This window comes from Brevundimonas poindexterae, assembly GCF_020524625.1.
Taxonomy (GTDB): Bacteria; Pseudomonadota; Alphaproteobacteria; order Caulobacterales; family Caulobacteraceae; genus Brevundimonas; species Brevundimonas poindexterae_A.
Genome location: NZ_JAIVLL010000001.1, coordinates 493,266 through 515,165, shown reverse-complemented (window position 1 = coordinate 515,165; position 21,900 = coordinate 493,266). Strand labels below are relative to the sequence as shown.

The 21,900-nt window shown below is 65.6% G+C and carries 26 protein-coding genes and 1 tRNA gene; 26 read left to right on the top strand and 1 reads right to left on the bottom strand.

All coding sequences use genetic code 11. The annotated features are described in order from the left end of the window. Window positions 1-171 precede the first annotated feature (171 nt). From LC068_RS02710 to LC068_RS02690, 5 genes are all read left to right on the top strand, one after another. Window positions 172-1,077: an SPFH domain-containing protein gene (locus tag LC068_RS02710; protein WP_226634325.1), complete on the top strand. Its 906-nt coding sequence runs from the start codon at window positions 172-174 to the stop codon at window positions 1,075-1,077. Between the two features lie 8 nt (window positions 1,078-1,085). Continuing rightward, window positions 1,086-1,268: a hypothetical protein gene (locus LC068_RS02705; protein ID WP_226634324.1), complete on the top strand. Its 183-nt coding sequence runs from the start codon at window positions 1,086-1,088 to the stop codon at window positions 1,266-1,268. A 30-nt stretch (window positions 1,269-1,298) separates the two neighbouring features. After that, window positions 1,299-2,618: a glycosyltransferase gene (locus LC068_RS02700; RefSeq protein WP_226634322.1), complete on the top strand. Its 1,320-nt coding sequence runs from the start codon at window positions 1,299-1,301 to the stop codon at window positions 2,616-2,618. Next, on the top strand, window positions 2,615-3,136 hold the full coding sequence (locus LC068_RS02695) for a SixA phosphatase family protein (RefSeq protein ID WP_226634320.1): 522 nt from the start codon (window positions 2,615-2,617) through the stop codon (window positions 3,134-3,136). The genes LC068_RS02700 and LC068_RS02695 overlap by 4 nt, the downstream gene beginning before the upstream one ends. Before the next feature lie 67 nt (window positions 3,137-3,203). Further along, window positions 3,204-4,190, top strand: coding sequence for an SDR family oxidoreductase (locus tag LC068_RS02690; RefSeq protein ID WP_226634318.1), 987 nt, complete (start codon window positions 3,204-3,206; stop codon window positions 4,188-4,190). Between the two features lie 40 nt (window positions 4,191-4,230). On the opposite strand, the gene LC068_RS02685 is transcribed toward LC068_RS02690, so the two are convergent. Further along, window positions 4,231-4,307: transfer RNA gene (locus LC068_RS02685), tRNA-Asp, on the bottom strand. Between the two features lie 255 nt (window positions 4,308-4,562). Between LC068_RS02685 and LC068_RS02680 the strand changes: the two genes are divergently transcribed. The 21 genes from LC068_RS02680 to nuoN all read left to right on the top strand — a co-directional run bounded on the left by LC068_RS02680 (window position 4,563) and on the right by nuoN (window position 21,900). Then, window positions 4,563-4,940, top strand: coding sequence for an NADH-quinone oxidoreductase subunit A (locus LC068_RS02680; protein ID WP_226634316.1), 378 nt, complete (start codon window positions 4,563-4,565; stop codon window positions 4,938-4,940). Next, window positions 4,910-5,518 carry a NuoB/complex I 20 kDa subunit family protein gene (locus LC068_RS02675; protein ID WP_226634314.1) on the top strand — a complete coding sequence of 203 codons (609 nt, stop codon included), beginning with the start codon at window positions 4,910-4,912 and terminating at the stop codon, window positions 5,516-5,518. Before LC068_RS02680 ends, LC068_RS02675 begins: the two co-directional genes overlap by 31 nt. Beyond that, window positions 5,515-6,138, top strand: coding sequence for an NADH-quinone oxidoreductase subunit C (locus LC068_RS02670; RefSeq protein WP_226634312.1), 624 nt, complete (start codon window positions 5,515-5,517; stop codon window positions 6,136-6,138). Before LC068_RS02675 ends, LC068_RS02670 begins: the two co-directional genes overlap by 4 nt. A gap of 3 nt (window positions 6,139-6,141) precedes the next feature. Then, on the top strand, window positions 6,142-6,513 hold the full coding sequence (locus LC068_RS02665; protein ID WP_226634310.1) for a hypothetical protein: 372 nt from the start codon (window positions 6,142-6,144) through the stop codon (window positions 6,511-6,513). Further along, entirely contained in the window at window positions 6,510-6,923 is a 414-nt protein-coding gene (locus LC068_RS02660; protein ID WP_226634308.1) for a hypothetical protein, read from the top strand. The genes LC068_RS02665 and LC068_RS02660 overlap by 4 nt, the downstream gene beginning before the upstream one ends. Window positions 6,924-6,975: 52 nt before the next feature. Beyond that, on the top strand, window positions 6,976-8,196 hold the full coding sequence (locus LC068_RS02655; protein ID WP_226635443.1) for an NADH-quinone oxidoreductase subunit D: 1,221 nt from the start codon (window positions 6,976-6,978) through the stop codon (window positions 8,194-8,196). Then, a complete protein-coding gene (locus LC068_RS02650; RefSeq protein ID WP_226634306.1) occupies window positions 8,196-8,597 on the top strand; it encodes a hypothetical protein in 402 nt (133 codons plus the stop codon). The genes LC068_RS02655 and LC068_RS02650 overlap by 1 nt, the downstream gene beginning before the upstream one ends. Beyond that, the gene (locus LC068_RS02645; RefSeq protein WP_209120180.1) at window positions 8,594-8,782 is read left to right on the top strand and encodes a hypothetical protein; all 189 of its coding nucleotides are present in this window, start codon (window positions 8,594-8,596) and stop codon (window positions 8,780-8,782) included. The genes LC068_RS02650 and LC068_RS02645 overlap by 4 nt, the downstream gene beginning before the upstream one ends. Next, entirely contained in the window at window positions 8,782-9,450 is a 669-nt protein-coding gene (gene nuoE / locus LC068_RS02640) for an NADH-quinone oxidoreductase subunit NuoE (RefSeq protein ID WP_226634304.1), read from the top strand. The genes LC068_RS02645 and nuoE overlap by 1 nt, the downstream gene beginning before the upstream one ends. After that, window positions 9,447-9,734 carry a hypothetical protein gene (locus tag LC068_RS02635; RefSeq protein WP_226634302.1) on the top strand — a complete coding sequence of 96 codons (288 nt, stop codon included), beginning with the start codon at window positions 9,447-9,449 and terminating at the stop codon, window positions 9,732-9,734. Before nuoE ends, LC068_RS02635 begins: the two co-directional genes overlap by 4 nt. Further along, window positions 9,734-11,047, top strand: coding sequence for an NADH-quinone oxidoreductase subunit NuoF (gene nuoF / locus LC068_RS02630; protein WP_226634300.1), 1,314 nt, complete (start codon window positions 9,734-9,736; stop codon window positions 11,045-11,047). Before LC068_RS02635 ends, nuoF begins: the two co-directional genes overlap by 1 nt. Window positions 11,048-11,050: 3 nt before the next feature. Continuing rightward, the gene (locus LC068_RS02625) at window positions 11,051-11,908 is read left to right on the top strand and encodes a hypothetical protein (protein WP_226634298.1); all 858 of its coding nucleotides are present in this window, start codon (window positions 11,051-11,053) and stop codon (window positions 11,906-11,908) included. Beyond that, a complete protein-coding gene (nuoG, locus tag LC068_RS02620; RefSeq protein WP_226634297.1) occupies window positions 11,908-13,953 on the top strand; it encodes an NADH-quinone oxidoreductase subunit NuoG in 2,046 nt (681 codons plus the stop codon). Before LC068_RS02625 ends, nuoG begins: the two co-directional genes overlap by 1 nt. Before the next feature lie 3 nt (window positions 13,954-13,956). After that, entirely contained in the window at window positions 13,957-15,033 is a 1,077-nt protein-coding gene (nuoH, locus tag LC068_RS02615; protein WP_226634296.1) for an NADH-quinone oxidoreductase subunit NuoH, read from the top strand. Next, complete coding sequence (locus tag LC068_RS02610) at window positions 15,033-15,254, top strand: hypothetical protein (protein ID WP_226634295.1); 222 nt, start codon at window positions 15,033-15,035, stop codon at window positions 15,252-15,254. Before nuoH ends, LC068_RS02610 begins: the two co-directional genes overlap by 1 nt. A 26-nt stretch (window positions 15,255-15,280) precedes the next feature. After that, window positions 15,281-15,772 carry an NADH-quinone oxidoreductase subunit NuoI gene (nuoI, locus tag LC068_RS02605; RefSeq protein ID WP_226634294.1) on the top strand — a complete coding sequence of 164 codons (492 nt, stop codon included), beginning with the start codon at window positions 15,281-15,283 and terminating at the stop codon, window positions 15,770-15,772. A gap of 142 nt (window positions 15,773-15,914) precedes the next feature. Further along, on the top strand, window positions 15,915-16,541 hold the full coding sequence (locus LC068_RS02600; RefSeq protein WP_226634293.1) for an NADH-quinone oxidoreductase subunit J: 627 nt from the start codon (window positions 15,915-15,917) through the stop codon (window positions 16,539-16,541). Further along, window positions 16,541-16,849, top strand: coding sequence for an NADH-quinone oxidoreductase subunit NuoK (gene nuoK, locus LC068_RS02595; RefSeq protein ID WP_123286749.1), 309 nt, complete (start codon window positions 16,541-16,543; stop codon window positions 16,847-16,849). Before LC068_RS02600 ends, nuoK begins: the two co-directional genes overlap by 1 nt. A gap of 5 nt (window positions 16,850-16,854) precedes the next feature. Next, the gene (gene nuoL, locus LC068_RS02590) at window positions 16,855-18,936 is read left to right on the top strand and encodes an NADH-quinone oxidoreductase subunit L (protein WP_226634290.1); all 2,082 of its coding nucleotides are present in this window, start codon (window positions 16,855-16,857) and stop codon (window positions 18,934-18,936) included. A 16-nt stretch (window positions 18,937-18,952) separates the two neighbouring features. Beyond that, window positions 18,953-20,437, top strand: a complete 1,485-nt coding sequence (locus tag LC068_RS02585; protein ID WP_226635442.1) for an NADH-quinone oxidoreductase subunit M — start codon at window positions 18,953-18,955, stop codon at window positions 20,435-20,437. Between the two features lie 8 nt (window positions 20,438-20,445). Further along, window positions 20,446-21,900: an NADH-quinone oxidoreductase subunit NuoN gene (gene nuoN / locus LC068_RS02580; protein WP_226634288.1), complete on the top strand. Its 1,455-nt coding sequence runs from the start codon at window positions 20,446-20,448 to the stop codon at window positions 21,898-21,900.

The following is a 21,900-nucleotide window of genomic DNA, read 5'->3' as shown; positions in this document are numbered from 1 at the left end:
GAGCTTTCAGGTGTGCCCCCTCTAGCAGGAGCAAACCCGTTGCGCCCCAAGTTTCTCGAATTTGAGGCGAATGCAAGGCCGTTGGCCCTTTTTGACCCCCTCAGCCGCCGGATGTGGCTTGCGCAAATCAATATCGCAGTGATATCATTTCGATATATCTGGAGGGTGCAAATGACTGACGCTCAAACTCAATCCCGCAGTGGCTCGCATGCCCTGTCGAAGGAATATCTGGCCCGCACGGGTAATGGCATTCTGATGCTGCTGGTCTCGCTGGGCATGATGGTGGCGGGCGGTGCCGCCGTGCTGATCAATCCCGATGCGGCGCTCAATGTGATCGGCGGGATTCTGCTGGTCGTAGTCGGCTTCATCCTGATGTGCGGCCTCTATGCGCTTCAGCCCAACGAGGCGATGGCCATCCTGCTGTTCGGGGACTATCGCGGCACGGATCGCAAGACGGGCCTGCGCTGGGTCCTGCCCTGGTACTCGCGCAAGAAGATCAGCCTGCGGGTCCGCAACCTGACCAGCGACAAGCTGAAGGTGAACGACAAGCGCGGCAATCCGATCGAGATCGCGGCCAACGTGGTCTGGCGGGTCGAGGATTCTGCCCAGGCCCTGTTCGACGTCGACGACTTCCGGGCCTTCGTGAACATCCAGGTCGACACGGCCCTGCGCGACATGGCGGCCCACTATGCCTACGACCATGGCGAGGATCATGAACTGACCCTGCGCTCCGACGCCGAGGAGGTGGCGACCCGGCTGCGCGAGGAACTGGTCGGCCGCATCGCGGTCGCGGGTGTGGCGGTGGATGAAGCCCGTATCGCCCACCTGGCCTATGCGCCCGAGATCGCCGGTGCCATGCTCAAGCGTCAGCAGGCCGAGGCCGTGCTGGGCGCCCGTCGCCTGATCGTGCGCGGCGCGGTCGAGATGGTGGAGAATGCGCTGGAAGACCTGAACGATCGCGGGGTCGTCGATCTGGACGAGGATCGCAAGGCGGCCATGGTGTCGAACCTGCTGGTCGTGCTCTGTGCGGATCGTGAAGCCCAGCCCGTGGTCAATACGGGGACCCTGTACGGGTAAGGGAGCGGATGGCGAAGGACCGCAAAGCGTTTCTGTTCAGAGGTTCGCCCCAGGTCATGGCGGCCGTCGAAAGACTGGCCGCCGCTGACCTGCGCTCGGTCAATGCCCAGGTGGAAATCCTGTTGCGCGAAGCCTTGGCCCGTCGCGGCCGGCGGGTCGAGGACGATGCACCGGACACGGACGAGGCTTGAGATTGACCCCCGTCGGGGTTACGGGCGCTTATGGTCAAGTCCAAGTCTTCCGCGAAGCGGAAATCCCGCACCGACGGTCACGGCCGTGAAGGTGGCCTCAAACTGGCCCGCAGCCTCCGGGGCCAGGATGTCCAGGAGACCGAGCTCCGGCTGATTCCCGGGCTCGACGAAGAGGTCTCCGAGGCCTTTGAGGGCGTGCGCCGCGTGGCGACCGATCCGCGCCCCCGGCTGGTCGACACCACCATGCTGTATGCCCCGCGGTCCGGTGGGGTGAAGCGGTACCTCCTTTCCAAGAAGGCCTGGCTTGCCGAGAACCGCCCGGACGTCGCCCACAGTCTGGTCGTCCCGGGCGCGAAGCACCGCGTGGGGGCCGACGACATCGTCCGCCTGCATGCCGCCAAGCTGCCGTTCGGTGACGGCTATCGTTGGCCGTCGTCCGTGCGTCGCTGGGGCGCCTGGGTGTCGGCGCTCAAGCCCTCGGTGATCGAGGCGGGCGATCCCTATACGCCCGGGCAGGGGGCGCTTGAGGCCGGCCAGCGGGTCGGCTGTCCGGTGATCGGCTTCTGCCATTCGGATCCGGCGGGGCTCGCGGCCCTGCACTTCGGCGAATGGGCCAAGAAACCGGTCGAGAAGCGCTGGGCCCGCCTGTTCTCGCAGTTCGACGCCGTGGTCTCGCCCAGCCGCTTCATTGCGCGGCGCCTCGAGGAAGCTGGTATCCAGAATATCGTCATCCGCCCGCTGGGGGTGGAGATCGACACCTTCCGCCCGGACCGACGCGACCGTCAGTGGCTGCTGGACCAGCTGGGCCTGCCCGACAGTGCGCGCCTGCTGTGCTTCGCGGGGCGACCGGCCAAAGAAAAGAACATCGATGTGTTGATCGAGGCGGTCCAGCTGCTGGGTGATCCCTATCATCTGGTGCTTGTCGGCGCGGGCACGGGCATGCCGCCCGAGGACCGGGTGATCGCCATGCCATACGAGACCGATCCCAAGGCCGTGGCGAAGATCATCGCCAGCTGCGACGCCTTCGTGCACGCCAATGACAAGGAGCCTTTCGGCCTGATCGTGCTGGAGGCCATGGCCTGTGGCCGCCCTGTGGTGGGCGTCAACGCCGGCGGCGTGGCCGAGACGGTCGACACCGAGGTGGGTCAACTGGCGGATCGCGCCGAGCCGCGCGCCTATGCCGAGGCGGTCTCCGCCCTGTTCGAGCGCGATATCGAGGCCATTGGCCGGGCGGCCCGCACCAAGGCCGAGACCCGCTTTGCCTGGAACCGGGTGTTCGAGGACCTGTGCCGCGTCTATGGCGAGGCCAGCGGGCAAAATGCCTTCATGCGGGGAGGGGACAAAACATGAGAAGCCTGATCATCGGGATCGCCGCCGCCTGCGGCCTGAGCCTCGCGGCGGGCGCGGCCTCGGCCCAGACCGTCTACATCGTTCGCCACGCGGAAAAGGCCAGCGACACCGAGCGCGACCCGGGCCTTTCGGATGCCGGTGTCACCCGGGCTATCGCGCTCTCCGGCCTGTTTGCCGAAGGTCAGCCGGACCTGATCGTCGTCAGCCCGTTTCAGCGCACGCGGCTGACGGCGGGGGCGACGGCCGAGATTTCCGGCGCCTTTATCGCCACCAGTCCGCTCGATGCCGGCGTCGAGACCCATGTCGAGACCATTCGCCGGGGTGTGATGGCCCTGCCGGAAGATGCCGTGGTCCTGATCTCGGGACACAGCAATACCGTCCCCCTGATTGCGCGGGCGCTGGGCTATGAGACGCCGGACATGCCCGAGTGCGAATATGACCGGCTGATCCGGATCGAGCTTCGCAATGGCGAGGTTTCGGGCGAGACCCTGAGGTACGGCGCGCCGTCCACCTGCTGAAGCCTGACCGTTCGGAACAGGCCGCCTGCATGGCGCATTGCCCTTCTGAACTCACAGGAGGCCAACCATGGACGACCGCTTCGACGCGCGCGCCGAGAAAATTGCCGATCAGGAACGCGAGATCCAGGAACGGATCGACGCAAGGGATGCCCGCTCGGGCGATTCGGAAGAGCAGGGGGCGGTGCAGGCCGGTGCCCGGCGCTATCCCGAACCGCCATTCCCGAAGCAGCACCAGACCAAGCCGGGCGACGAGGCCGCCCTGGACCCCCAGCCGATGTACGATGCGCCGTTCTGGAAAGGCTCGGGCAAGCTTGAGGGATTCGCGGCCCTGATCACCGGCAGCGATTCGGGAATCGGCCGGGCCGTCGCCGTTCTGTTCGCGCGCGAGGGCTGCGACATCGCCATCTGCCACCTCGATGAGGAAGGCGACGCCGAGGACACCCGCAAGGCCGTCGAGAAGGAAGGCCGCAAGGCGATTGTGCTGAAGGGCGACGTCTCGGACCCGGCCTTCGCCAAGGCGGCCGTGCAGGCGACGCTCGACGCCTTTGGCCGACTGGACGTGGTGGTGCCGAATGCCGCGTTCCAGGAGCATGTGCCGGCGTTCGAGGACCTGACCTTCGAACATTTCGACCGCACGCTGAAAACCAACCTCTATGGCTATTTCAACATCTGCCAGGCGGCGGTCCCGCATCTGAAGACCGGCGGCGCGATCGTGATGACCGGTTCGGTGACCGGCATCATGGGCAACGACCAGCTGCTCGACTATTCGATGACCAAGGGGGGCATCCACGCCTTCGCGCGCTCGCTGGGCACCCATCTGGCGCCGCGCGGCATCCGGGTGAATGTGGTGGCCCCGGGCCCGGTCTGGACCCCGCTCAATCCGGCGGACCGCGATGCAGAGGGAACGGCGAAATTCGGATCGGGGACGGTGATGAAGCGCCCCGCCCAGCCGGAAGAGATCGCTCCGGCCTATGTCTTCCTCGCCTCACCCCAGTGCTCGAGCTACATCACCGGCGAGGTGCTGCCGATTATCGGGGGCTACAGCGGGGGGTAGGGGAGAGGGAACGCGGCGCCATTCCGAACCAGGTCAGGAATGGCGCGAGTGACGGGGCTCGAACCCGCGACCTCCGGCGTGACAGGCCGGCACTCTAACCAACTGAGCTACACCCGCGTTTCCCGTTCAGGCGTTGCCGCCCGAAGGAGGGCGTCGTTTAGGCGGGGCCTCGGCAGACGTCAAGCGGGTCAATGCTGCAATTTTCACAATCCGGCCCCGAGGCGCTTCCGGGGCCGGATCGACCCGGCCCAAAGCAGGCATTTGCGAACAATTCTCAAGAAAAACCTTTTGCCGCATGGGTTTGAACCGCGCGCGGCTTAGGTCTAGAAAGCGCCGATTCCGCCGTCTCCCCGGTGCGCGAGGCCCCCTCTTATGAATGCGTTTCTGCTTGAATATCTGCCGGTCGTGATTTTCCTCGCGATCGGAGCGGTGATCGGCACCCTGTTCATGGTTGCGGCCTGGGCGATGGCGCCGACCAATCCCGACAGCGAAAAGCTCTCGGCCTATGAGTGCGGGTTCAACGCCTTTGACGACGCGCGCATGAAGTTCGACGTGCGATTCTATCTGGTGTCGATCCTGTTCATCATCTTCGACCTCGAGGTCGCCTTCCTGTTTCCGTGGGCGGTGTCGATGTTCGATCTGTCGACGGGCGGCATGGTGTTCGCCTTCTGGTCGATGATGGTCTTCCTCGGCGTGCTGACCGTCGGCTTTATCTACGAGTGGAAACGAGGAGCCCTGGAATGGGAGTGATCGTCACCCCGGACGGCCGCCCGGCCAGCCCGGCCTTCGGTCAGGGCGCCCGCGCCACGGTTCAGGGCTATGACCCGAAGATCCACGACAAATTCTTCGAGGCGGTCAACACCGAGGTCGGCAAGGAAGGCTTCCTGACGGCTTCGCTGGACGACGTCATCACCTGGGCGCGCACCGGCTCGCTGATGTGGATGACCTTTGGTCTGGCGTGCTGCGCCGTCGAGATGATGCAGGCCTCGATGCCGCGCTTCGACATGGAGCGCTTCGGCATGGCCCCGCGCGCCAGTCCGCGCCAGTCGGACCTGATGATCGTGGCCGGCACCCTGACCAACAAGATGGCTCCGGCCCTGCGCAAGGTCTACGACCAGATGCCCGATCCGCGCTATGTCCTGTCGATGGGCAGCTGCGCCAACGGCGGCGGGTATTATCACTACAGTTACAGCGTTGTACGGGGCTGCGACCGGATCGTACCGGTGGACGTGTACGTGCCCGGGTGCCCGCCGACGGCCGAGGCCCTGCTGTACGGCCTGCTGCAGCTGCAGAAGAAGATCCGTCGCACGGGGACGATCGACCGATGAACGCGCTGGAAGCCCTGACCGCCCTCGAGACGGCGCTGACGCCCCTGGGCACCGAGATGGTCGCCGAGCTGGGCGTCGAGGCCTATGTGGCCCATGGCGAGCTGAACCTGGTTGCCGATCGCGAGGCGATCGTCACGGTTCTGACGACCCTGCGCGACCGCTTCGGCTTCCAGCAGCTGATCGATGTGTGCGGGGTCGACTATCCGGACCGTGAGGCGCGGTTCGAGGTGGTCTATCACCTGCTGTCACTGACCCGGAACGCACGGCTGCGCGTCAAGGTCTCGACCGACGAGACGACGCCGGTGCCCAGTGTGACGGCGGTCTATCCGGCGGCCGACTGGTTCGAGCGCGAGGCGTTCGACATGTACGGCATCCTGTTTTCGGACCACCCGGACCTGCGTCGCATCCTGACCGACTATGGCTTCCAGGGGCATCCGCTGCGCAAGGACTTCCCGATGACCGGCTATGTCGAAGTTCGCTACGACGAGGCCGAGAGGCGGGTCGTCTATGAGCCGGTCAAGCTGAACCAGGAGTTCCGCAATTTCGACTTCCTGTCCCCGTGGGAAGGGGCCGACTATCCGGCGCCGGTCCTGCCGGGCGACGAGAAGGCCGGAGCGTAGGGGATGGTCACAGCTATTCTCCTGACCGGCCTGTTGTCGACCGCCGCAGTGCAGTCGCCGCAAGATTCGCAGCGCACAGCGCTGACCTGCATCGCTGCGCTCGAATATCCGGGCGCTTTCGTGGACGGTGAGCCCGGTGTGACCGAGGCGGCGAAGGCGTGGCGCGGCATACTCGCGATGAGTGAGCCCGACGCCACTCGCCAAGCGCGAATGGTCGCCTACTATCGGGAGGGGCTGGATTTCGTGGGTTCCGTTGACCGCCGGCTGTCGATCCAGCGCGCGCAACGCGACGTCGAAGAACACCGCTGTCTGTCGGTCGAGAGAGAATCGTCGCAGCCCAGCGAGACTCTCGGCAATATGACGGTAGGGGCATGACCCTCATGACCCGCACCGCCATTCGGTCAGCCTCCTCCTTTTTTCTGGTGACGTTCTCGACCGCCTTCCTGTTCACGCTGGGCGCTCGGCTGACCGGCTGGTTCACGCGCGCGCCGGAGATTCCGCAGGGCCAGCTGCAGGCGCTGGGCGTGTCGATCATGATCGCGGTGGTGTGCCTGGCGGTCGGTGCGGGCATCCGGCGGCTGTCAGCGGGCGAGTTGCAGAGCGCTCTGCTGGGCGCTTCGGCGGTGCTGCTGTCGACGCCGCTGGCGATCGCCGTGCTGACCGGCGACTGGGAGATTTCGACGGCGGCCGTGTCGGGCATGGGGGTGCTGACCCTGGCGCTCGGCTGGCTGGTGGCCTTGACCCGCAAGACCGTGACCCGCGACGAGGATATGTCGGATGGCTGACGACCTGAAAACCACGGCGCCCGCTACGGTCGGAACGACCGTCTTCGACGACATGCCGCTGGAGCATGACGGCCGGACCGCGCACGCGCGCGAGATGGACGAGCGCAAATTCACCATCAACTTCGGGCCCCAGCACCCCGCCGCGCACGGCGTGCTGCGTCTGGTGCTGGAGCTGGACGGCGAGCTGGTGACGCGGGTCGATCCGCACATCGGCCTGCTGCACCGCGGCACCGAAAAGCTGATGGAAGCGCGCACCTACCTCCAGAACGTGCCCTATCTGGACCGGCTGGACTACGTCGCGCCGATGAACCAGGAGCACGCCTTCTGCCTGGCGATCGAAAAGCTGCTGATGCTGGACGTGCCGTACCGCGCCCAGCTGATCCGCGTGCTGTTCTCGGAAATCGGCCGGATTCTCTCGCACCTGCTGAACGTGACGACCCAGGCCATGGACGTCGGTGCCCTGACCCCGCCGCTGTGGGGCTTCGAGGAGCGCGAGAAGCTTATGGTGTTCTATGAGCGGGCCTGCGGCGCGCGCATGCACGCCAACTATTTCCGGCCGGGCGGCGTCCACCAGGACATCACGCCCCAGCTGATCGACGACATCGACCGCTGGTGCAAGGAGTTCCCCAGGGCGCTCAAGGACATCGACTCGCTCGTCACCGAGAACCGCATCTTCAAGCAGCGCAACGTCGACATCGGCGTGGTGTCGAAGGAACAGGCGCTGGCCTGGGGCTTCACCGGCGTGATGATCCGCGGTTCGGACATCGCCTGGGACCTGCGCAAGTCGCAGCCCTATGAGTGCTATGCCGAGCTGGAGTTCGACGTGCCGGTCGGCAAGAACGGTGACTGCTGGGATCGCTACCTGTGCCGCATGGAAGAGATGCGCCAGTCGGTCCGCATCATGGAGCAGTGCATCCACCGGCTGCGCAACTGCCCCGGCGAGCCGGTCATGGTCGAGGACAACAAGATCGTCCCGCCGCGCCGTGCCGAGATGAAGCGCTCGATGGAAGCGCTGATCCACCACTTCAAACTCTACACCGAGGGCTTCCACACCCCCGAGGGTGAGGTCTATGCCGCCGTCGAGGCGCCCAAGGGCGAGTTCGGCATCTATCTGGTGTCCGACGGCACCAACAAGCCGTATCGCGTGAAGATCTCGGCGCCGGGCTTCCGCCACCTGCAGGCCATGGACTGGATGAATCGCGGCCACATGCTGGCGGACGTCTCGGCCATCCTCGGTTCGCTCGACATCGTGTTCGGCGAGGTGGATCGCTGATGCAGGGCTTTGCCGTCCAGCCGGTTTTCACGACGACGCAGGCGATCTGGTTCGCGGCGCTGCTGACGCTGGGCGTCGTGGTGCAGCTGGCCTTTTCCCCGCGTCGGCGTGCGATCATGGGCGGCCTGTCCTTTGCCACGGCCTCGGCGCTGGTGGCCATGCCCGGCGCGGCCGGGGTGACGCTGGTGCGCGGCGCCTACCGGCTTGGCTATCTGGAAGAGGGTCGGGGCTTCATCGAGGCGAACCTGCGCTCGCTGGTCTGGATGAGCGGCGCCATCATGGCCGGCCAGCTGGCCATGCGCTTCCTGCCGCCGTTCTCGCTGCTGACGGGTGCGCTGCGCGATGCAGGCCGCGACGTCTGGCGCGCGCGTCTGGGCCGCTGGATGGGAGGGGCGCGATGAGCGACACCCCCCTGAGCGATCTGGTGCGTCAGGGCTGGCAGGTGGTCAGCTATTCGGTGACGGATTCCAGCGGCGAAACCTGGCACCACAATTTCCTGCTGGCCCGCAACAGCCAGCACAAGGTTCTGACTGTGCGCAAGAAAATGCTGGGCGACGGCTTGGTCGCCTCGGAAATGGAAGTCTGATGAGCGTTCGTCGTCTCGCCAAGGAACAGCCCGCCTCGTTCGCCTTCTCGAAGGCGACCAAGGCCAAGTGCGACTGGTGGATCCAGAAATATCCGGCCGACCGCAAGCAGTCGGCCGTGATTCCGATCCTGTGGCTGGTCCAGAAGCAGGAGGGCTGGGTGTCCGAGCCCGCCATCCGCGCCATTGCCGAACTGCTCGACATGCCGACCATCCGGGTCTTGGAGGTCGCGACCTTCTACACCATGTTCATGCTGGAGCCGGTCGGCACCAGCGCCCTGATCCAGGTCTGCGGCACGACGCCGTGCATGCTGCGCGGCGCCGGCGACCTGATGGACGTCTGCAAGAAGAAGATCGGTCCCAAGGACCGCCTGTCGGCCGACGGCCGGTTCACCTGGCAGGAGGTCGAGTGCCTCGGCGCCTGCGCCAATGCGCCGATGGCCCAGATCAACGACTATTATTTCGAGGACCTGTCCGCCGACGACATGGCGCAGATCATCGACGACTTCGCCGCCGGCAAGGCACCGAAGCCCGGCAGCCGTGTGGGGCGCGCCAGCTCCGAGCCCGAGGGCGGGGCACTGACCCTGACCGATCCCAAGCTGTATGACGGCTCGGCCGCCAAGCCGATCAAGAAGCTGCCCAACTCCGAACCCGAGAAGGCGCCGGCATGATCGACGCGCCCGATCTGGAAACCGAAGAAGGCCGGGCCGCCTACCGCAAGGAATTGCGGGGCGTCGGACTGCCCGTGCGTGCCGCGGGCCTCGTCCTGATCCTTCTGGCGGCCGTCTTCGTGGTCCTGGCCTCGCGCGGCATGCTGGGCCTGAGCGAGGACGCGGTCGTCATCGGCTATGGCATGCTGGCGTTCGGCTGGGCGCTTGTGATCACCGCTGTCTTCATCCGCACCCGGCACCACCGGCAGCGCATGCAGACCCTGAACCGTGAGACGTCTCTCTGATGGTCGGTATTCTTCAAGACAAGGATCGCATCTTCACCAACCTGTACGGCCTCCAGGACTGGACGCTGGACGGGGCGAAGAAGCGCGGCGCGTGGAACGCCACGAAGGACATGCTCGACCTCGGGCGAGACTGGGTCATCACCAACGTCAAGAACTCGGGCCTGCGCGGCCGCGGCGGCGCGGGCTTTCCGACCGGTCTGAAGTGGTCCTTCATGCCCAAGGAGGTGAAGGACCGCCCGCACTATCTGGTGGTCAACGCCGATGAGTCAGAGCCCGGCACCTGCAAGGACCGCGAGATCATGCGCCATGATCCGCACCTGCTGATCGAGGGCTGCCTGATCGCCAGCTTCGCCATGCAGGCGCACGCCTGCTACATCTATCTGCGCGGCGAATATGTGCTCGAGCGCGAGCGCATGGAGGCTGCGGTCAAGCAGGCCTATGACGCGAAGCTGATCGGCAAGAACAACGTCCACGGCTGGGACTTCGACGTCTACGTCCACCACGGCGCCGGCGCCTATATCTGTGGCGAGGAGACGGCCCTGCTGGAGAGCCTGGAGGGCAAGAAGGGCCAGCCGCGCCTCAAGCCGCCGTTCCCGGCGGGTGCCGGCCTGTATGGCTGTCCGACCACGGTGAACAATGTCGAGTCGATCGCGGTGGTGGGCACCATCCTGCGGCGTGGCGCCGACTGGTTCGCGGGCTTTGGTCGCCCGAACAACACCGGCACCAAGGTGATGTCGATCTCGGGCCATGTGAACCGCCCGTGCAATGTCGAAGAGGCGATGTCGATCCCGCTGAAGCAGCTGCTGGAAGAGCACTGCGGCGGCGTGCGCGGCGGCTGGGACAATCTCAAGGCAGTGATCCCGGGTGGATCGTCGGTGCCGCTGATCACGCGCGACATGGCCGAGACGGCCCTGATGGATTTCGACAGCCTGCGTGAGATGCAGTCGGGCCTTGGCACCGCGGCCGTGATCGTCATGGACCAGTCGACCGATCTGGTGAAGGCCATCGCCCGCATCAGCTATTTCTACAAGCACGAGAGCTGCGGCCAGTGCACGCCGTGCCGCGAGGGCACGGGCTGGATGTGGCGCGTGCTGGAGCGGATGGCCGTCGGTGAGGCCGACCCGACCGAGATCGACCTGCTGCTCGACGTCAGCAAACAGGTCGAGGGCCACACCATCTGTGCGCTCGGCGATGCCGCCGCCTGGCCGGTACAGGGCCTGATCCGCCATTTCCGTCACGAGATCGAGGACCGCATCTCGCAATACCGCAGCCGCCGCGCGAACTTCGCCGGCCATGCGATCGCGGCGGAGTAGGGGATGAACGCGTGGTCGGGCATTACCCTCGCAATCCAGTTGCTCATCGTCGCAGCAGTGCTTTGGTGGGTATATGCACTGGGTATCGCGATGGCGGTGGCGGTGTTTTTCATCGCCAGGAACCGACGCCTGAAGCGGTGGGCTGTGGCGAGCCTTGCCGCGCAGTTCGCCCCGGTTGTCCTGTTCGTGCTCGTCTTTCCCATCGGTTTAATTGAAGTTGCCGTTAATCGTGCGCTTCCCAACACCATCGTGACCTGGGTCAGCGTGATTGCCATGGGCGTGGGACCGCTCCTGTCCGTGCTGCTCGTTGTGAGGCTGGCGGTGGGAATGCTGGCGGGCGTCCTGGGCCGGACATCGAAGCGTGAAGGCCCCGGGGTCCTTCACTCTGTCCCGTTTATTATCGGTGCCTGCCTGGTTCTGAGCGCCTGCGGTGAGCCGGCGCGTGAGCCTGCAGAGGCGCCGGCCACGTCGGACGCACAGCCGACGGCTGCTGCCGAGCCGGCTGCGCTGGGCGAGGCCGCGCGCGCGACCGTGTGTCAGGCCGGTGTTGGTGCCGTCTACGGCCAGTCGGGCGCCGATGTCATGGTGCTGGACCGGGCCGGAAACATCGTCACCGTGGGCTGGCGCGCGCCGGTCGACGGCGGCCAGCTGACGGCGGAATGCCGGATTGAGGGTGACCGGGTGCTGTGGCGCCCGCTGGATCGCCCGGTGGCCGGGGAGAATCGCTGGATGGACCAGCCGGAAGACCCCGTCGTCACCTATGCGCTCGACGGCTCGACCCTGACGGTCAGCCAGAGAATGCCTGATGGAACGACCACGACGACCGTTCAGGCCGTCACGAGTGAAGAAGAGGCCCGCTGATGCCCGTCGCCAAGGTCAACGGCGTAGACGTCGAATTCGAGCCCGGCATGACCGTGCTGCAGGTGGCGGAGCGCGCCGGGGAAGAGATTCCGCGCTTCTGCTATCACGAGCGGCTGTCGATCGCCGGCAACTGTCGCATGTGCCTGGTCGAGGTGAAGCCCGGACCGCCCAAGCCGCAGGCGTCTTGCGCCCTGCCGGCCGCTGACGGCCAGGAAATCTTCACCGACACGCCGATGGTGAAGAAGGCCCGCGAAGGGGTGATGGAGTTCCTGCTCATCAACCACCCGCTGGACTGCCCGATCTGTGACCAGGGCGGCGAGTGCGACCTGCAGGACCAGGCCATGGGCTATGGCCGCGATGGCTCTCGCTATGCCGAGAACAAGCGCGCGGTCGAAGAAAAGCACATGGGTCCGACCATCAAGACCTATATGACGCGCTGCATCCAGTGCACGCGCTGTGTGCGCTTCATCACCGAAGTGGCGGGCGTGCCGGACATAGGCATGATCTCGCGCGGCGAGAGCGCCGAGATCACCACCTATCTGGAAAGCTCGGTGAACTCGGAGCTTTCGGGCAACGTCAATGATCTGTGCCCGGTCGGCGCCCTGACGCACCGTCCCTGGGCCTATCACTATCGCCCGTGGGAACTGAAAAAGACCGAGACCATCGACGTCATGGACGCGCTGGGCTCGAACATTCGCGCCGACTATCGCGGGTCCGAGGTGATGCGCATTCTTCCGCGCGTCCACGAGGGCATCAATGAGGAATGGCTGTCGGACAAGAGCCGTTATGTCGTTGACGGCCTGACCACCCGGCGTCTGGACCGCCCCTTCGTGCGCGAGAATGGCAAGCTCCGCGCCGCGACCTGGGACGAGGCCCTGGGCGTGGTTGCTGACAAGCTGAAGGCGGCTGCAGCCGACCGGATTGGCGTGGTCGCCGGTGACCTGCAGGACGCCGAGTCGATGAAGGCGGCGCTGGACCTGTTCCGCGCGCTAGGCTCGCCCCACACCGACTGCCGTCAGGACGGCGTGGCCCTGGGCGGCGACGCCCGCGAGGGCTGGCTGTTCAACTCGGGCCTCGCCGGGATCGAGGCGGCGGACGCCGTGCTGATCGTGGGCGCCGACCCGCGCGTCGAGGCGCCGCTGCTGAACACCCGCCTGCGCAAGAGCTGGCTGGCCGGCAAGACCCAGATCGCCCTGATCGGCGAGCAGGTCGATCTCAGCTACGATTACAACTGGTTGGGCGCAGGATCGAAGATCCTGTCGAAGCTGCCGAAGGCCGCCGCCGACATGCTGTCGAACGCCGAACGCCCGGCCATCATCGTCGGTGCGGGCGCCCTGGCGGGTGAAAACGGACCGGCGGTGCTGAATGCGCTGGGCGCGCTGGCGAAGAAGCATGGCGTGGTCAGCGACGGCTGGAACGGCTTCAACGTCCTGCACACGGCGGCCAGCCGGGTCGCCGGTCTGGACATGGGCTTTGTCCCGGGCGAGGGCGGCCTGTCGGCCATCGACATGGTCAAGAAGGGCAAGCTGGACGTGCTGGTCCTGCTGGGGGCGGACGAAATCGACGCCTCGGCCTCGGGCGCCTTCACCGTCTATGTGGGCAGCCACGGGGACCGGGGCGCACACGGCGCCGATGTGATCCTGCCGGGGGCGGCCTATACCGAGAAGTCAGGCCTGTATGTGAACACCGAGGGCCGGGTGCAGATGGCCGAGCGGGTCGTCTTCCCCAAGGGACAGGCCAAGGAAGACTGGGCCATCCTGCGCGCCCTGTCGGAGCGCGTCGGCCAGACCCTGCCGTACGACACGCTGGACCAGCTGCGTCTGCGGCTGATGACCGATCACGTCACCTTCGGACGGATCGACTATCTGGCACCGGCGGCGGCCTTCGATCCGTCGAAGCTGGGCACCAAGGGCGATCTGGGCGATGTCGCCTTCGCCAGCCCGGTGCGTGACCCGTATCTTTCCAACCCGATCGCGCGGGCCAGCGCGACCATGGCCGAGCTGTCCGCCCAGCGGATTGCTCCGGTCGCGATGGCGGCGGAGTAAGCCATGGACACCGGTTTCTGGAATTCCCCTCTCGGCTGGACGCTGGCCTCGACCGGCGCCGCGCTGCTGATCAGCGTCTGCGTGCTGATCGCCGTCGCCTTCCTGCTACTGGCGGATCGCAAGATCTGGGCGGGCGTGCAGATGCGCAAGGGCCCGAACGTCGTCGGTCCGTTCGGCCTGCTGCAGTCGTTCGCCGACATGCTGAAATTCGTGCTGAAGGAAATCGTCGTGCCCGCGGGCGCCGACAAGACGGTCTTCCTGCTGGCGCCGATCATCACCGTGATCCTGGCCTTCATGGCTTGGGCCGTCATTCCGTTTGCGCCCGGCTGGGTGATGTCGGACCTGAACGTCGGCATCCTCTACATCTTCGCGGTGTCGTCGCTGGGCGTGTACGGCATCATCATGGGAGGCTGGGCCTCCAACTCGAAATACCCGTTCCTCGGCGCGCTGCGCTCGGCGGCGCAGATGGTGTCCTATGAGGTCTCCATCGGTCTGGTGATCATCAATGTGATCCTGCTGGCCGGGACGATGAACCTGACGTCGATCGTGACCCAGCAGGACGGCTGGATCTGGAACTGGTTCGCCTTCGGCGGCGGGGCTGACACCTGGCCGCTGGTGCTGATCATGTTCCCCATGGCCATGGTCTTCTTCATCTCGGCCCTGGCCGAGACCAACCGACCGCCGTTCGACCTGCCCGAGGCCGAGTCCGAGCTCGTGGCCGGCTATCAGGTGGAATACAGCTCGACCCCGTATCTGCTGTTCATGATGGGCGAGTATGTGAACATCGTCTTCATGTGCGCCATGATCAGCATCCTGTTCTTCGGCGGCTGGAACCCCGGTTTCGACGTCTCTCTTATCGGCCTGCCGGACTGGCCGGTCTGGGCGGCGAACCTGTTCTACCTGCTGGTGATCAGCGTGAAGATCGTCTTCTGGTTCTTCATGTTCGCCATGGTGAAGGCGTTCGTGCCCCGCTATCGCTATGACCAGCTGATGCGGCTGGGCTGGAAGATCTTCCTGCCGACCTCGCTGGTGGCGGTGGTGGCTGTATCGGCCTGGCGCGTCTTCGTGGTGGGGGCGTAATGCGCGCTGCTCCCCTGATCGCCGCGATGCTGCTCGCGACCGGCCTCGCCGGCTGCAGCTTCACGCGGCCGCTGGACGAGGTGCCGGCGCCCGGCTCCACCGCCGAGCGGCTGGAGCGCCGCGAGCGTCAGGACCGCGCCGAGACCGACCGTATCGTGCGGTGCCAGTCGCTGGATCGGGATGATCCGCGCTGGGACCGTGACTGCAAGAACCGCCGCTGACCCCCGTCAAGGACGATCATCAAGACATGATTTCCCGTATCAAACAGACCGTGAAGGGGGCCCTGCTGGTTGACGCCGTGGGCGCCTTCTTCCTGACCTTCGGCTATCTGCTGAAGCCCAAGATGACGGTGAACTATCCGTTCGAGCGGAACCCGCAGTCGCCGCGCTTCCGGGGTGAGCACGCCCTGCGGCGCTATCCGAATGGCGAGGAACGTTGCATCGCGTGCAAGCTGTGCGAAGCCATCTGCCCGGCCCAGGCCATCACCATCGAGTCCGAGCCGCGCGCCGACGGCAGCCGCCGGACGACCCGCTACGACATCGACATGGTCAAGTGCATCTACTGCGGCCTGTGCCAGGAAGCCTGCCCCGTGGACGCCATCGTCGAGGGCCCGAACAGCGAGTTCGCCACCGAGACCCGCGAGGAGCTGTATTTCGACAAGGCGCGCCTGCTGGACAACGGCGACCGCTGGGAGCGCCAGATCGCCCGCAACCTCGAGATGGACGCGCCGTACCGCTGATGACCGCCCTGTCCCGCCATAGCGCGATCCGACCGGCCTGCGGCCTTGGCAAGGCCGGACGCACAGGTCTAGAAGGGCGCCGCGCGTTCGAGGGGGGCGACTCGGTCCCCCATACCGCTTTTGTTTCAGCCGGAGCCGTCGAGTGATTGCATCGATCGCCTTCTACCTGATGGCCACCGTCACTGTCGTCGCGGCCCTGCTGGTCGTCACGGCCCGCAACCCCGTGCACTCGGTGCTGTGGTTGATCCTGGCTTTCTTCTCGGCGGCCGGCCTGTTCGTGCTGATGGGCGCCGAATTCCTCGCCATGCTGCTGGTCGTCGTCTACGTCGGCGCCGTTGCGGTGCTGTTCCTGTTCGTGGTCATGATGCTGGACGTGGACTTCGTGCGTCTGCGCGAGGGCTATGCGCGCTACCTGCCGCTGGCCGCTATCGTGGCCGGGGTTCTGCTGGCGGAAATGATCATGATCACCCTGGCGGTGGTGCAGGGCGGCGTGGCCGCCGATGCCGCCGGCCCGGCGGTCGCGACGGCTGACCAGACCAATATCGAGGCCATCGGCCGGGTGCTCTACACCGACTATGTCTACTTCTTCCAGGCGGCGGGCATCGTGCTGCTGGTCGCCATGATCGGGGCCATCACCCTGACGCTCCGACACAAGCCGGGCATCAAGCGCCAGAAGGTCGACAAACAGGTCGGCCGTGAGGCGGGCAAGGCCATGGAGATCAAGTCGATCCCGACCGGCCAGGGCGTTTCCTCCGAGGAGCTTTCCTGATGGACATCACCCTGTCCCACTATCTGGCCGTGGGGGCCATGCTGTTCACCATCGGTGTGTTCGGCATCTTCGTGAACCGCAAGAATGTCATCATCATCCTGATGTCGATCGAGCTGATCCTGCTGGCGGTGAACATCAACTTCGTCGCCTTCTCGACCCACCTGAACGATGTGGCCGGGCAGATCATGGCCATGTTCGTGCTGACCGTGGCGGCGGCCGAGGCGGCCGTCGGGCTGGCCATTCTGGTGACCTTCTTCCGTAACCGCGGCGACATCGCCGTGGACGATGCGTCCGTGATGAAGGGCTGATCGACGTGAGCTTCGAAACCCTGATCATTCTGGGCATCTTTGCGCCGCTGCTGGGCGCGGCCATCGCCGGTCTGACCGGACGGCGGATCGGCAACATCGCCTCCCAGGCGGTGACGACCGGCCTGCTGTTCTTCTCCTGCGCCGTGGCCTGGACGGTGTTCGCCCGTCACACCTGGGGCGGGATGGAAGCCTTCACGCTCCAGCTCATGCCGTTCATCAACGTCGGCGACTTCCAGTCGGCCTGGTCGATCCGCATCGATGCCCTGTCGGCCGTCATGCTGATCGTGGTGACGACGGTGTCGTCGCTCGTTCACCTCTATTCCTGGGGCTATATGTCCGAGGATCCCGACCGGCCGCGGTTCTTCGCCTATCTGTCGCTGTTCACCTTCGCCATGCTGGCGCTGGTGACCGCCGCCGACTTCATGCAGCTGTTCTTCGGCTGGGAAGGGGTGGGTCTGGCGTCCTATCTGCTGATCGGATTCTGGTACAAGAAGCCCACGGCCAGCGCCGCCGCCATCAAGGCCTTCGTGGTCAACCGCGTCGGCGACTTCGGCTTTGCGCTGGGCATCATTACCGTCTTCTGGATGTTCGGCACGATCCAGTTCGCCGAACTGTTCCCGATGATCGCGTCGAAGGCCGGAACGGGCTGGGAGTTCCTGGGTCACACCTGGTCCGCGCTGGATCTGGCCGGCCTGCTGCTGTTCATCGGCGCCATGGGCAAGTCGGCCCAGTTCTTCCTGCACACCTGGCTGCCGGACGCCATGGAGGGCCCGACCCCGGTTTCGGCGCTGATCCACGCGGCCACCATGGTGACCGCCGGCGTCTATATGGTCTGCCTGCTCAGCCCGATTTACGAATATGCGCCGGTCGCGGCCCAGATCATCGCCATCGTCGGTGCCGTCACGGCCCTGTTCGCCGCCACCGTCGGTCTGGCCCAGAACGACATCAAGCGGGTCATCGCCTATTCGACCTGTTCGCAGCTGGGCTACATGTTCTTCGCGGCCGGCATCGGCGCCTATCAGGCGGCCATGTTCCACCTGTTCACCCACGCCTTCTTCAAGGCCCTGCTGTTCCTCGGGGCCGGCTCGGTGATCCACGGCATGCATCACGAGCAGGACATGCGGAAGATGGGCGGTCTCGGCCGTCTGCTGCCCATCACCTATGGCGTGATGATGATCGGCACGATTGCCATCACCGGCCTCGGCATCCCCGGCCTGAAGTGGGGCTTTGCCGGCTTCTATTCCAAGGACTCGATCCTCGAGAGCGCCTTTGCCGCCGGCGCCGACAATCCGGTGGGCATGTTCGTCTTCTTCATCGGCCTGTTCGCTGCCGGTCTGACGGCCTATTATTCGTGGCGTCTGGTGTTCATGACCTTCCACAACAAGCCGGCGTGGAAGGAAGAGGACGCCCATCATGCGGACGATCACGCGACCGACGCCCAGCTGGAAACCCATTCCGAGCCGATCGCCGACGACCATGCCGATCATGCGCATGACGACCACCATCATCACGGCCCGCTGAAGCCGCACGAGAGCCCCTGGGTCATGATCGTGCCGCTGCTGGTGCTGTCGGTGGGCGCCGTGGCCGCGGGCTTTACCTTCTACGACCAGTTCGTCGGCCATCACGAGCACGAGTTCTGGCGCGGGGCCATCTTCAGCGGCCCGACCAATCACGTGATCCACGACAGCCATTCGGTGCCCACCTGGGTGCTGTGGGCACCGCTGGTCGTCTCGGGCCTCGGCACGCTGATCGCCGTCTATGTCTATGTGCTCAAGGAAGGCCTGGGCCGGCGTATGGCCGAGCGCGGCGGACCGCTTCACACCTTCTTCTACAACAAGTGGTTCTTCGACGAGCTGTACGACTTTGTTTTCGTGAAGGGGGCAAAGGCGGTCGGCGATCTGTTCTGGAAGATCGGCGACGTGAAGATCATCGACGGGCTGGGCCCGAACGGGGCCGCCTGGGCCTCGCTGAAATCCGCGGCGCGACTGTCGAAAATCCAGTCGGGCTACGTCTATCACTATGCGTTCGTGATGCTGCTGGGCGTGGCCGGTCTGCTCGCCTTCGCCATCGCCACCTGGGGGGGCTGATCGCGTGTCCCTGTTGATGTCTCACATCCTGAGCCTCGTCACCTTCCTGCCGCTCGTGGGGGCAGCGGTGCTGCTGGCCGTCCGCATGGCGGGCAAGTCGGACGCGTCTGTCGCGCCGGCCGCGCGGCGCATCGCCTTCGTCACCACCCTGATCACCCTGGCGGTGTCGATCCTGCTGGTGGCCAGGTTTGACGCCTCGAATGCCGCCTATCAGTTCGTCGAGCACTATCAGTGGTTTGCGGGCGCCGCCTATCACATGGGTGTCGACGGGATCTCGATCCTGTTCGTGCTGCTGACGGCCTTCCTGCTGCCGCTGTGCATCCTGGCCAGCTGGACGACGATCAAGGACCGGGTGGCCGACTATATGATCGCCTTCCTGGTGCTCGAGACGCTGGTGATCGGCGTCTTCACCTCGCTGGACCTGTTCCTGTTCTACATCTTCTTCGAGGGCACCCTGGTCCCGATGTTCCTGATCATCGGCATCTGGGGCGGACAGAACCGCATCTACGCGGCCTACAAATTCTTCCTCTACACCCTGCTGGGGTCGGTGCTGATGCTGCTGGCCATGCTGTGGATGGCGGCGGAGGCGGGCACCACCTCGATCCCGCTGCTCAAGGAATATGCCTTCAGCCCGGCGGTGCAGCCGCTGCTGTGGCTGGCCTTCTTCGCCTCTTTCGCGGTCAAGATGCCGATGTGGCCGGTCCACACCTGGCTGCCCGACGCCCACGTGCAGGCGCCGACGGCCGGTTCGGTTATCCTGGCGGGCATCCTGCTGAAGCTGGGCGGCTACGGCTTCCTGCTGTTCAACCTGCCGATGTTCCCGCAGGCCTCGGAAATGTTCCGCCCGCTGGTGTTCGCCCTGTCGGCTATCGCCATCGTCTACACCTCGCTGGTCGCCTTCCGTCAGACCGACATCAAGAAGCTGATCGCCTATTCGTCGGTCGCCCACATGGGCTTCGTGACCATGGGCATCTTCGCCGGCAACGACCAGGGCGTGCAGGGCGCGGTCTTCCAGATGCTGAGCCACGGCCTGATCTCGGGCGCGCTCTTCCTCTGCGTGGGCGTGGTCTATGACCGGATGCACACCCGTGAGATCGCCTTCTACGGCGGTCTGACGTCGAAGATGCCGTGGTTCGCCGCCATCTTCCTGATGTTCACCATGGCCAACGTCGGCCTGCCGGGCACCTCGGGCTTCATCGGCGAAATCCTGTCGCTGACCGCCGTCTATGAGGTCTCGACCTGGACCGCCCTGTTCGCCGCCTCGGGGGTGATCTTCTCGGCCGTCTATGCGCTGACGCTGTACCGCAACGTCATGTTCGGCGAGATCACCAACCCCGCGCTCAAGACCATCACCGATATCGACCGGCGCGAGCTGATCGTCTTCGTGCCCCTGATCGTGGGGACCCTGTGGCTGGGCGTCTATCCGGCGGCTGTGCTTGACCTGACCTCGACCTCCGTCGAGGCCCTGACTGCCGGCTTCCGTGCCGCGATCGGTGGATGAGATCCGAAATGCCTGACCTGTCCTCCGCCCTTCAACTCGCCGCTTCCGAAGTGACCCTGGCCATCGGGGCCATGGTGCTGCTGATGCTGGGCGCCTTCATCGGCGAGAAGTCGACCCGTCTGATCTCGATCCTGTCGGTCGCCCTGCTGGTGGCCGCCGCGGCCCTCGCCATCAATGCCCCGCTGGGCCAGGCCTTCAACGGGGCCTTCGTCGCCGATCCGCTGGCGGCCTATGGCAAGGTCGCCATCTATCTGCTGAGCGCCGTGGCCGTGGTCATGGGCGACGGCTGGATGGCCCGCACCCGCATCGCCCGCTTCGAATATCCGGTGCTGATCGTGCTGGCCTCGGTCGGCATGGCCATGATGGTGTCGTCGGGGGATCTGATCTCGCTCTATGTCGGCATCGAGCTCCACTCGCTGGCGCTCTATGTGCTGGCCGCCTTCCACCGCGACGACCTCAAGGCCTCCGAGGCTGGTCTGAAGTATTTCGTGCTGGGCGCCCTGTCGTCGGGTCTGCTGCTGTATGGTGCCAGCCTGATCTACGGCTTCTCGGGCTCGATGCGGTTCGAGGACATCGCCCTGTCGGCGCGTTCGGTGGCCGATGGCGGCGCCGCGGGCCTGATCTTCGGTCTGGTGTTCCTGCTGTGCGGTCTGGCCTTCAAGGTTTCGGCGGCGCCGTTCCACATGTGGACGCCCGACGTCTATGAGGGCGCGCCCACGCCGGTCGTCGCCCTGTTCGCCACGGCGCCCAAAATGGCGGCCATGGTGCTGGTCGCCCGCGTTCTGAGCAACGGGTTCGGCGCCATCCACGACCAGTGGGCCCAGGTGCTGGTGCTGATCTGTCTGGCCTCGTTCGTCGTCGGTGCCATCGGCGGTCTGGCGCAGCGTGATCTGCAGCGGCTGCTGGCCTATTCCTCGATCGCCAACATCGGCTACGCCCTGCTGGGCATTGTCGCGGGCACCGAGGCGGGCCTTCAGGCCATGCTGATGTTCATGACCCTGTATGTGATCGACCAGATCGGCTTCTTCGCCGTCCTGCTGTCGCTGTCGCGCGGAGGCAAGCCGATCCGCCGGATCGCCGACCTGGCCGGGCTGAAGAAGACGCGTCCGCTGACGACCGTGGTCCTGACCGTGCTCTCGCTGTCGGTGCTGGGCATGCCGCCGTTCTCGGGCTTCTGGGGCAAATACTATGTGTTCGGGGCTGCCGCCGATGCCGGCTACTGGATGGTGGCGGCGGCGGGTCTGGTGGCCTCGGTCGTGGCAGCCTTCTACTATCTGCGCATCATCAAGCTGATGTGGTTCGATCCGCCGCTCGACGAGGAGGCCGTGACCGATCCCCAGCCGATCGAGGCGCGCACCCTGGCCCTGGCCGCTGCAGCGTTCGCCTTCCCGGTTGTGATCATCGGTCTGACCTGGCTGGAGCCGCTGACGGCCATCGCCGCGTCCGGTTTCGGAGCCGGGTAG

Excerpts from the sequence above, each read along its gene's own strand:
- LC068_RS02710 (WP_226634325.1), top strand. The coding sequence starts at position 172 with ATGACTGACGCTCAAACTCAATCCCGCAGTGGCTCGCATGCCCTGTCG.
- LC068_RS02705 (WP_226634324.1), top strand. The coding sequence starts at position 1,086 with ATGGCGAAGGACCGCAAAGCGTTTCTGTTCAGAGGTTCGCCCCAGGTC.
- LC068_RS02700 (WP_226634322.1), top strand. The coding sequence starts at position 1,299 with ATGGTCAAGTCCAAGTCTTCCGCGAAGCGGAAATCCCGCACCGACGGT.
- LC068_RS02695 (WP_226634320.1), top strand. The coding sequence starts at position 2,615 with ATGAGAAGCCTGATCATCGGGATCGCCGCCGCCTGCGGCCTGAGCCTC.
- LC068_RS02690 (WP_226634318.1), top strand. The coding sequence starts at position 3,204 with ATGGACGACCGCTTCGACGCGCGCGCCGAGAAAATTGCCGATCAGGAA.
- LC068_RS02680 (WP_226634316.1), top strand. The coding sequence starts at position 4,563 with ATGAATGCGTTTCTGCTTGAATATCTGCCGGTCGTGATTTTCCTCGCG.
- LC068_RS02670 (WP_226634312.1), top strand. The coding sequence starts at position 5,515 with ATGAACGCGCTGGAAGCCCTGACCGCCCTCGAGACGGCGCTGACGCCC.
- LC068_RS02665 (WP_226634310.1), top strand. The coding sequence starts at position 6,142 with ATGGTCACAGCTATTCTCCTGACCGGCCTGTTGTCGACCGCCGCAGTG.
- LC068_RS02660 (WP_226634308.1), top strand. The coding sequence starts at position 6,510 with ATGACCCTCATGACCCGCACCGCCATTCGGTCAGCCTCCTCCTTTTTT.
- LC068_RS02655 (WP_226635443.1), top strand. The coding sequence starts at position 6,976 with ATGCCGCTGGAGCATGACGGCCGGACCGCGCACGCGCGCGAGATGGAC.
- LC068_RS02650 (WP_226634306.1), top strand. The coding sequence starts at position 8,196 with ATGCAGGGCTTTGCCGTCCAGCCGGTTTTCACGACGACGCAGGCGATC.
- LC068_RS02645 (WP_209120180.1), top strand. The coding sequence starts at position 8,594 with ATGAGCGACACCCCCCTGAGCGATCTGGTGCGTCAGGGCTGGCAGGTG.
- nuoE (WP_226634304.1), top strand. The coding sequence starts at position 8,782 with ATGAGCGTTCGTCGTCTCGCCAAGGAACAGCCCGCCTCGTTCGCCTTC.
- LC068_RS02635 (WP_226634302.1), top strand. The coding sequence starts at position 9,447 with ATGATCGACGCGCCCGATCTGGAAACCGAAGAAGGCCGGGCCGCCTAC.
- nuoF (WP_226634300.1), top strand. The coding sequence starts at position 9,734 with ATGGTCGGTATTCTTCAAGACAAGGATCGCATCTTCACCAACCTGTAC.
- LC068_RS02625 (WP_226634298.1), top strand. The coding sequence starts at position 11,051 with ATGAACGCGTGGTCGGGCATTACCCTCGCAATCCAGTTGCTCATCGTC.
- nuoG (WP_226634297.1), top strand. The coding sequence starts at position 11,908 with ATGCCCGTCGCCAAGGTCAACGGCGTAGACGTCGAATTCGAGCCCGGC.
- nuoH (WP_226634296.1), top strand. The coding sequence starts at position 13,957 with ATGGACACCGGTTTCTGGAATTCCCCTCTCGGCTGGACGCTGGCCTCG.
- LC068_RS02610 (WP_226634295.1), top strand. The coding sequence starts at position 15,033 with ATGCGCGCTGCTCCCCTGATCGCCGCGATGCTGCTCGCGACCGGCCTC.
- nuoI (WP_226634294.1), top strand. The coding sequence starts at position 15,281 with ATGATTTCCCGTATCAAACAGACCGTGAAGGGGGCCCTGCTGGTTGAC.
- nuoK (WP_123286749.1), top strand. The coding sequence starts at position 16,541 with ATGGACATCACCCTGTCCCACTATCTGGCCGTGGGGGCCATGCTGTTC.
- LC068_RS02585 (WP_226635442.1), top strand. The coding sequence starts at position 18,953 with ATGTCTCACATCCTGAGCCTCGTCACCTTCCTGCCGCTCGTGGGGGCA.
- nuoN (WP_226634288.1), top strand. The coding sequence starts at position 20,446 with ATGCCTGACCTGTCCTCCGCCCTTCAACTCGCCGCTTCCGAAGTGACC.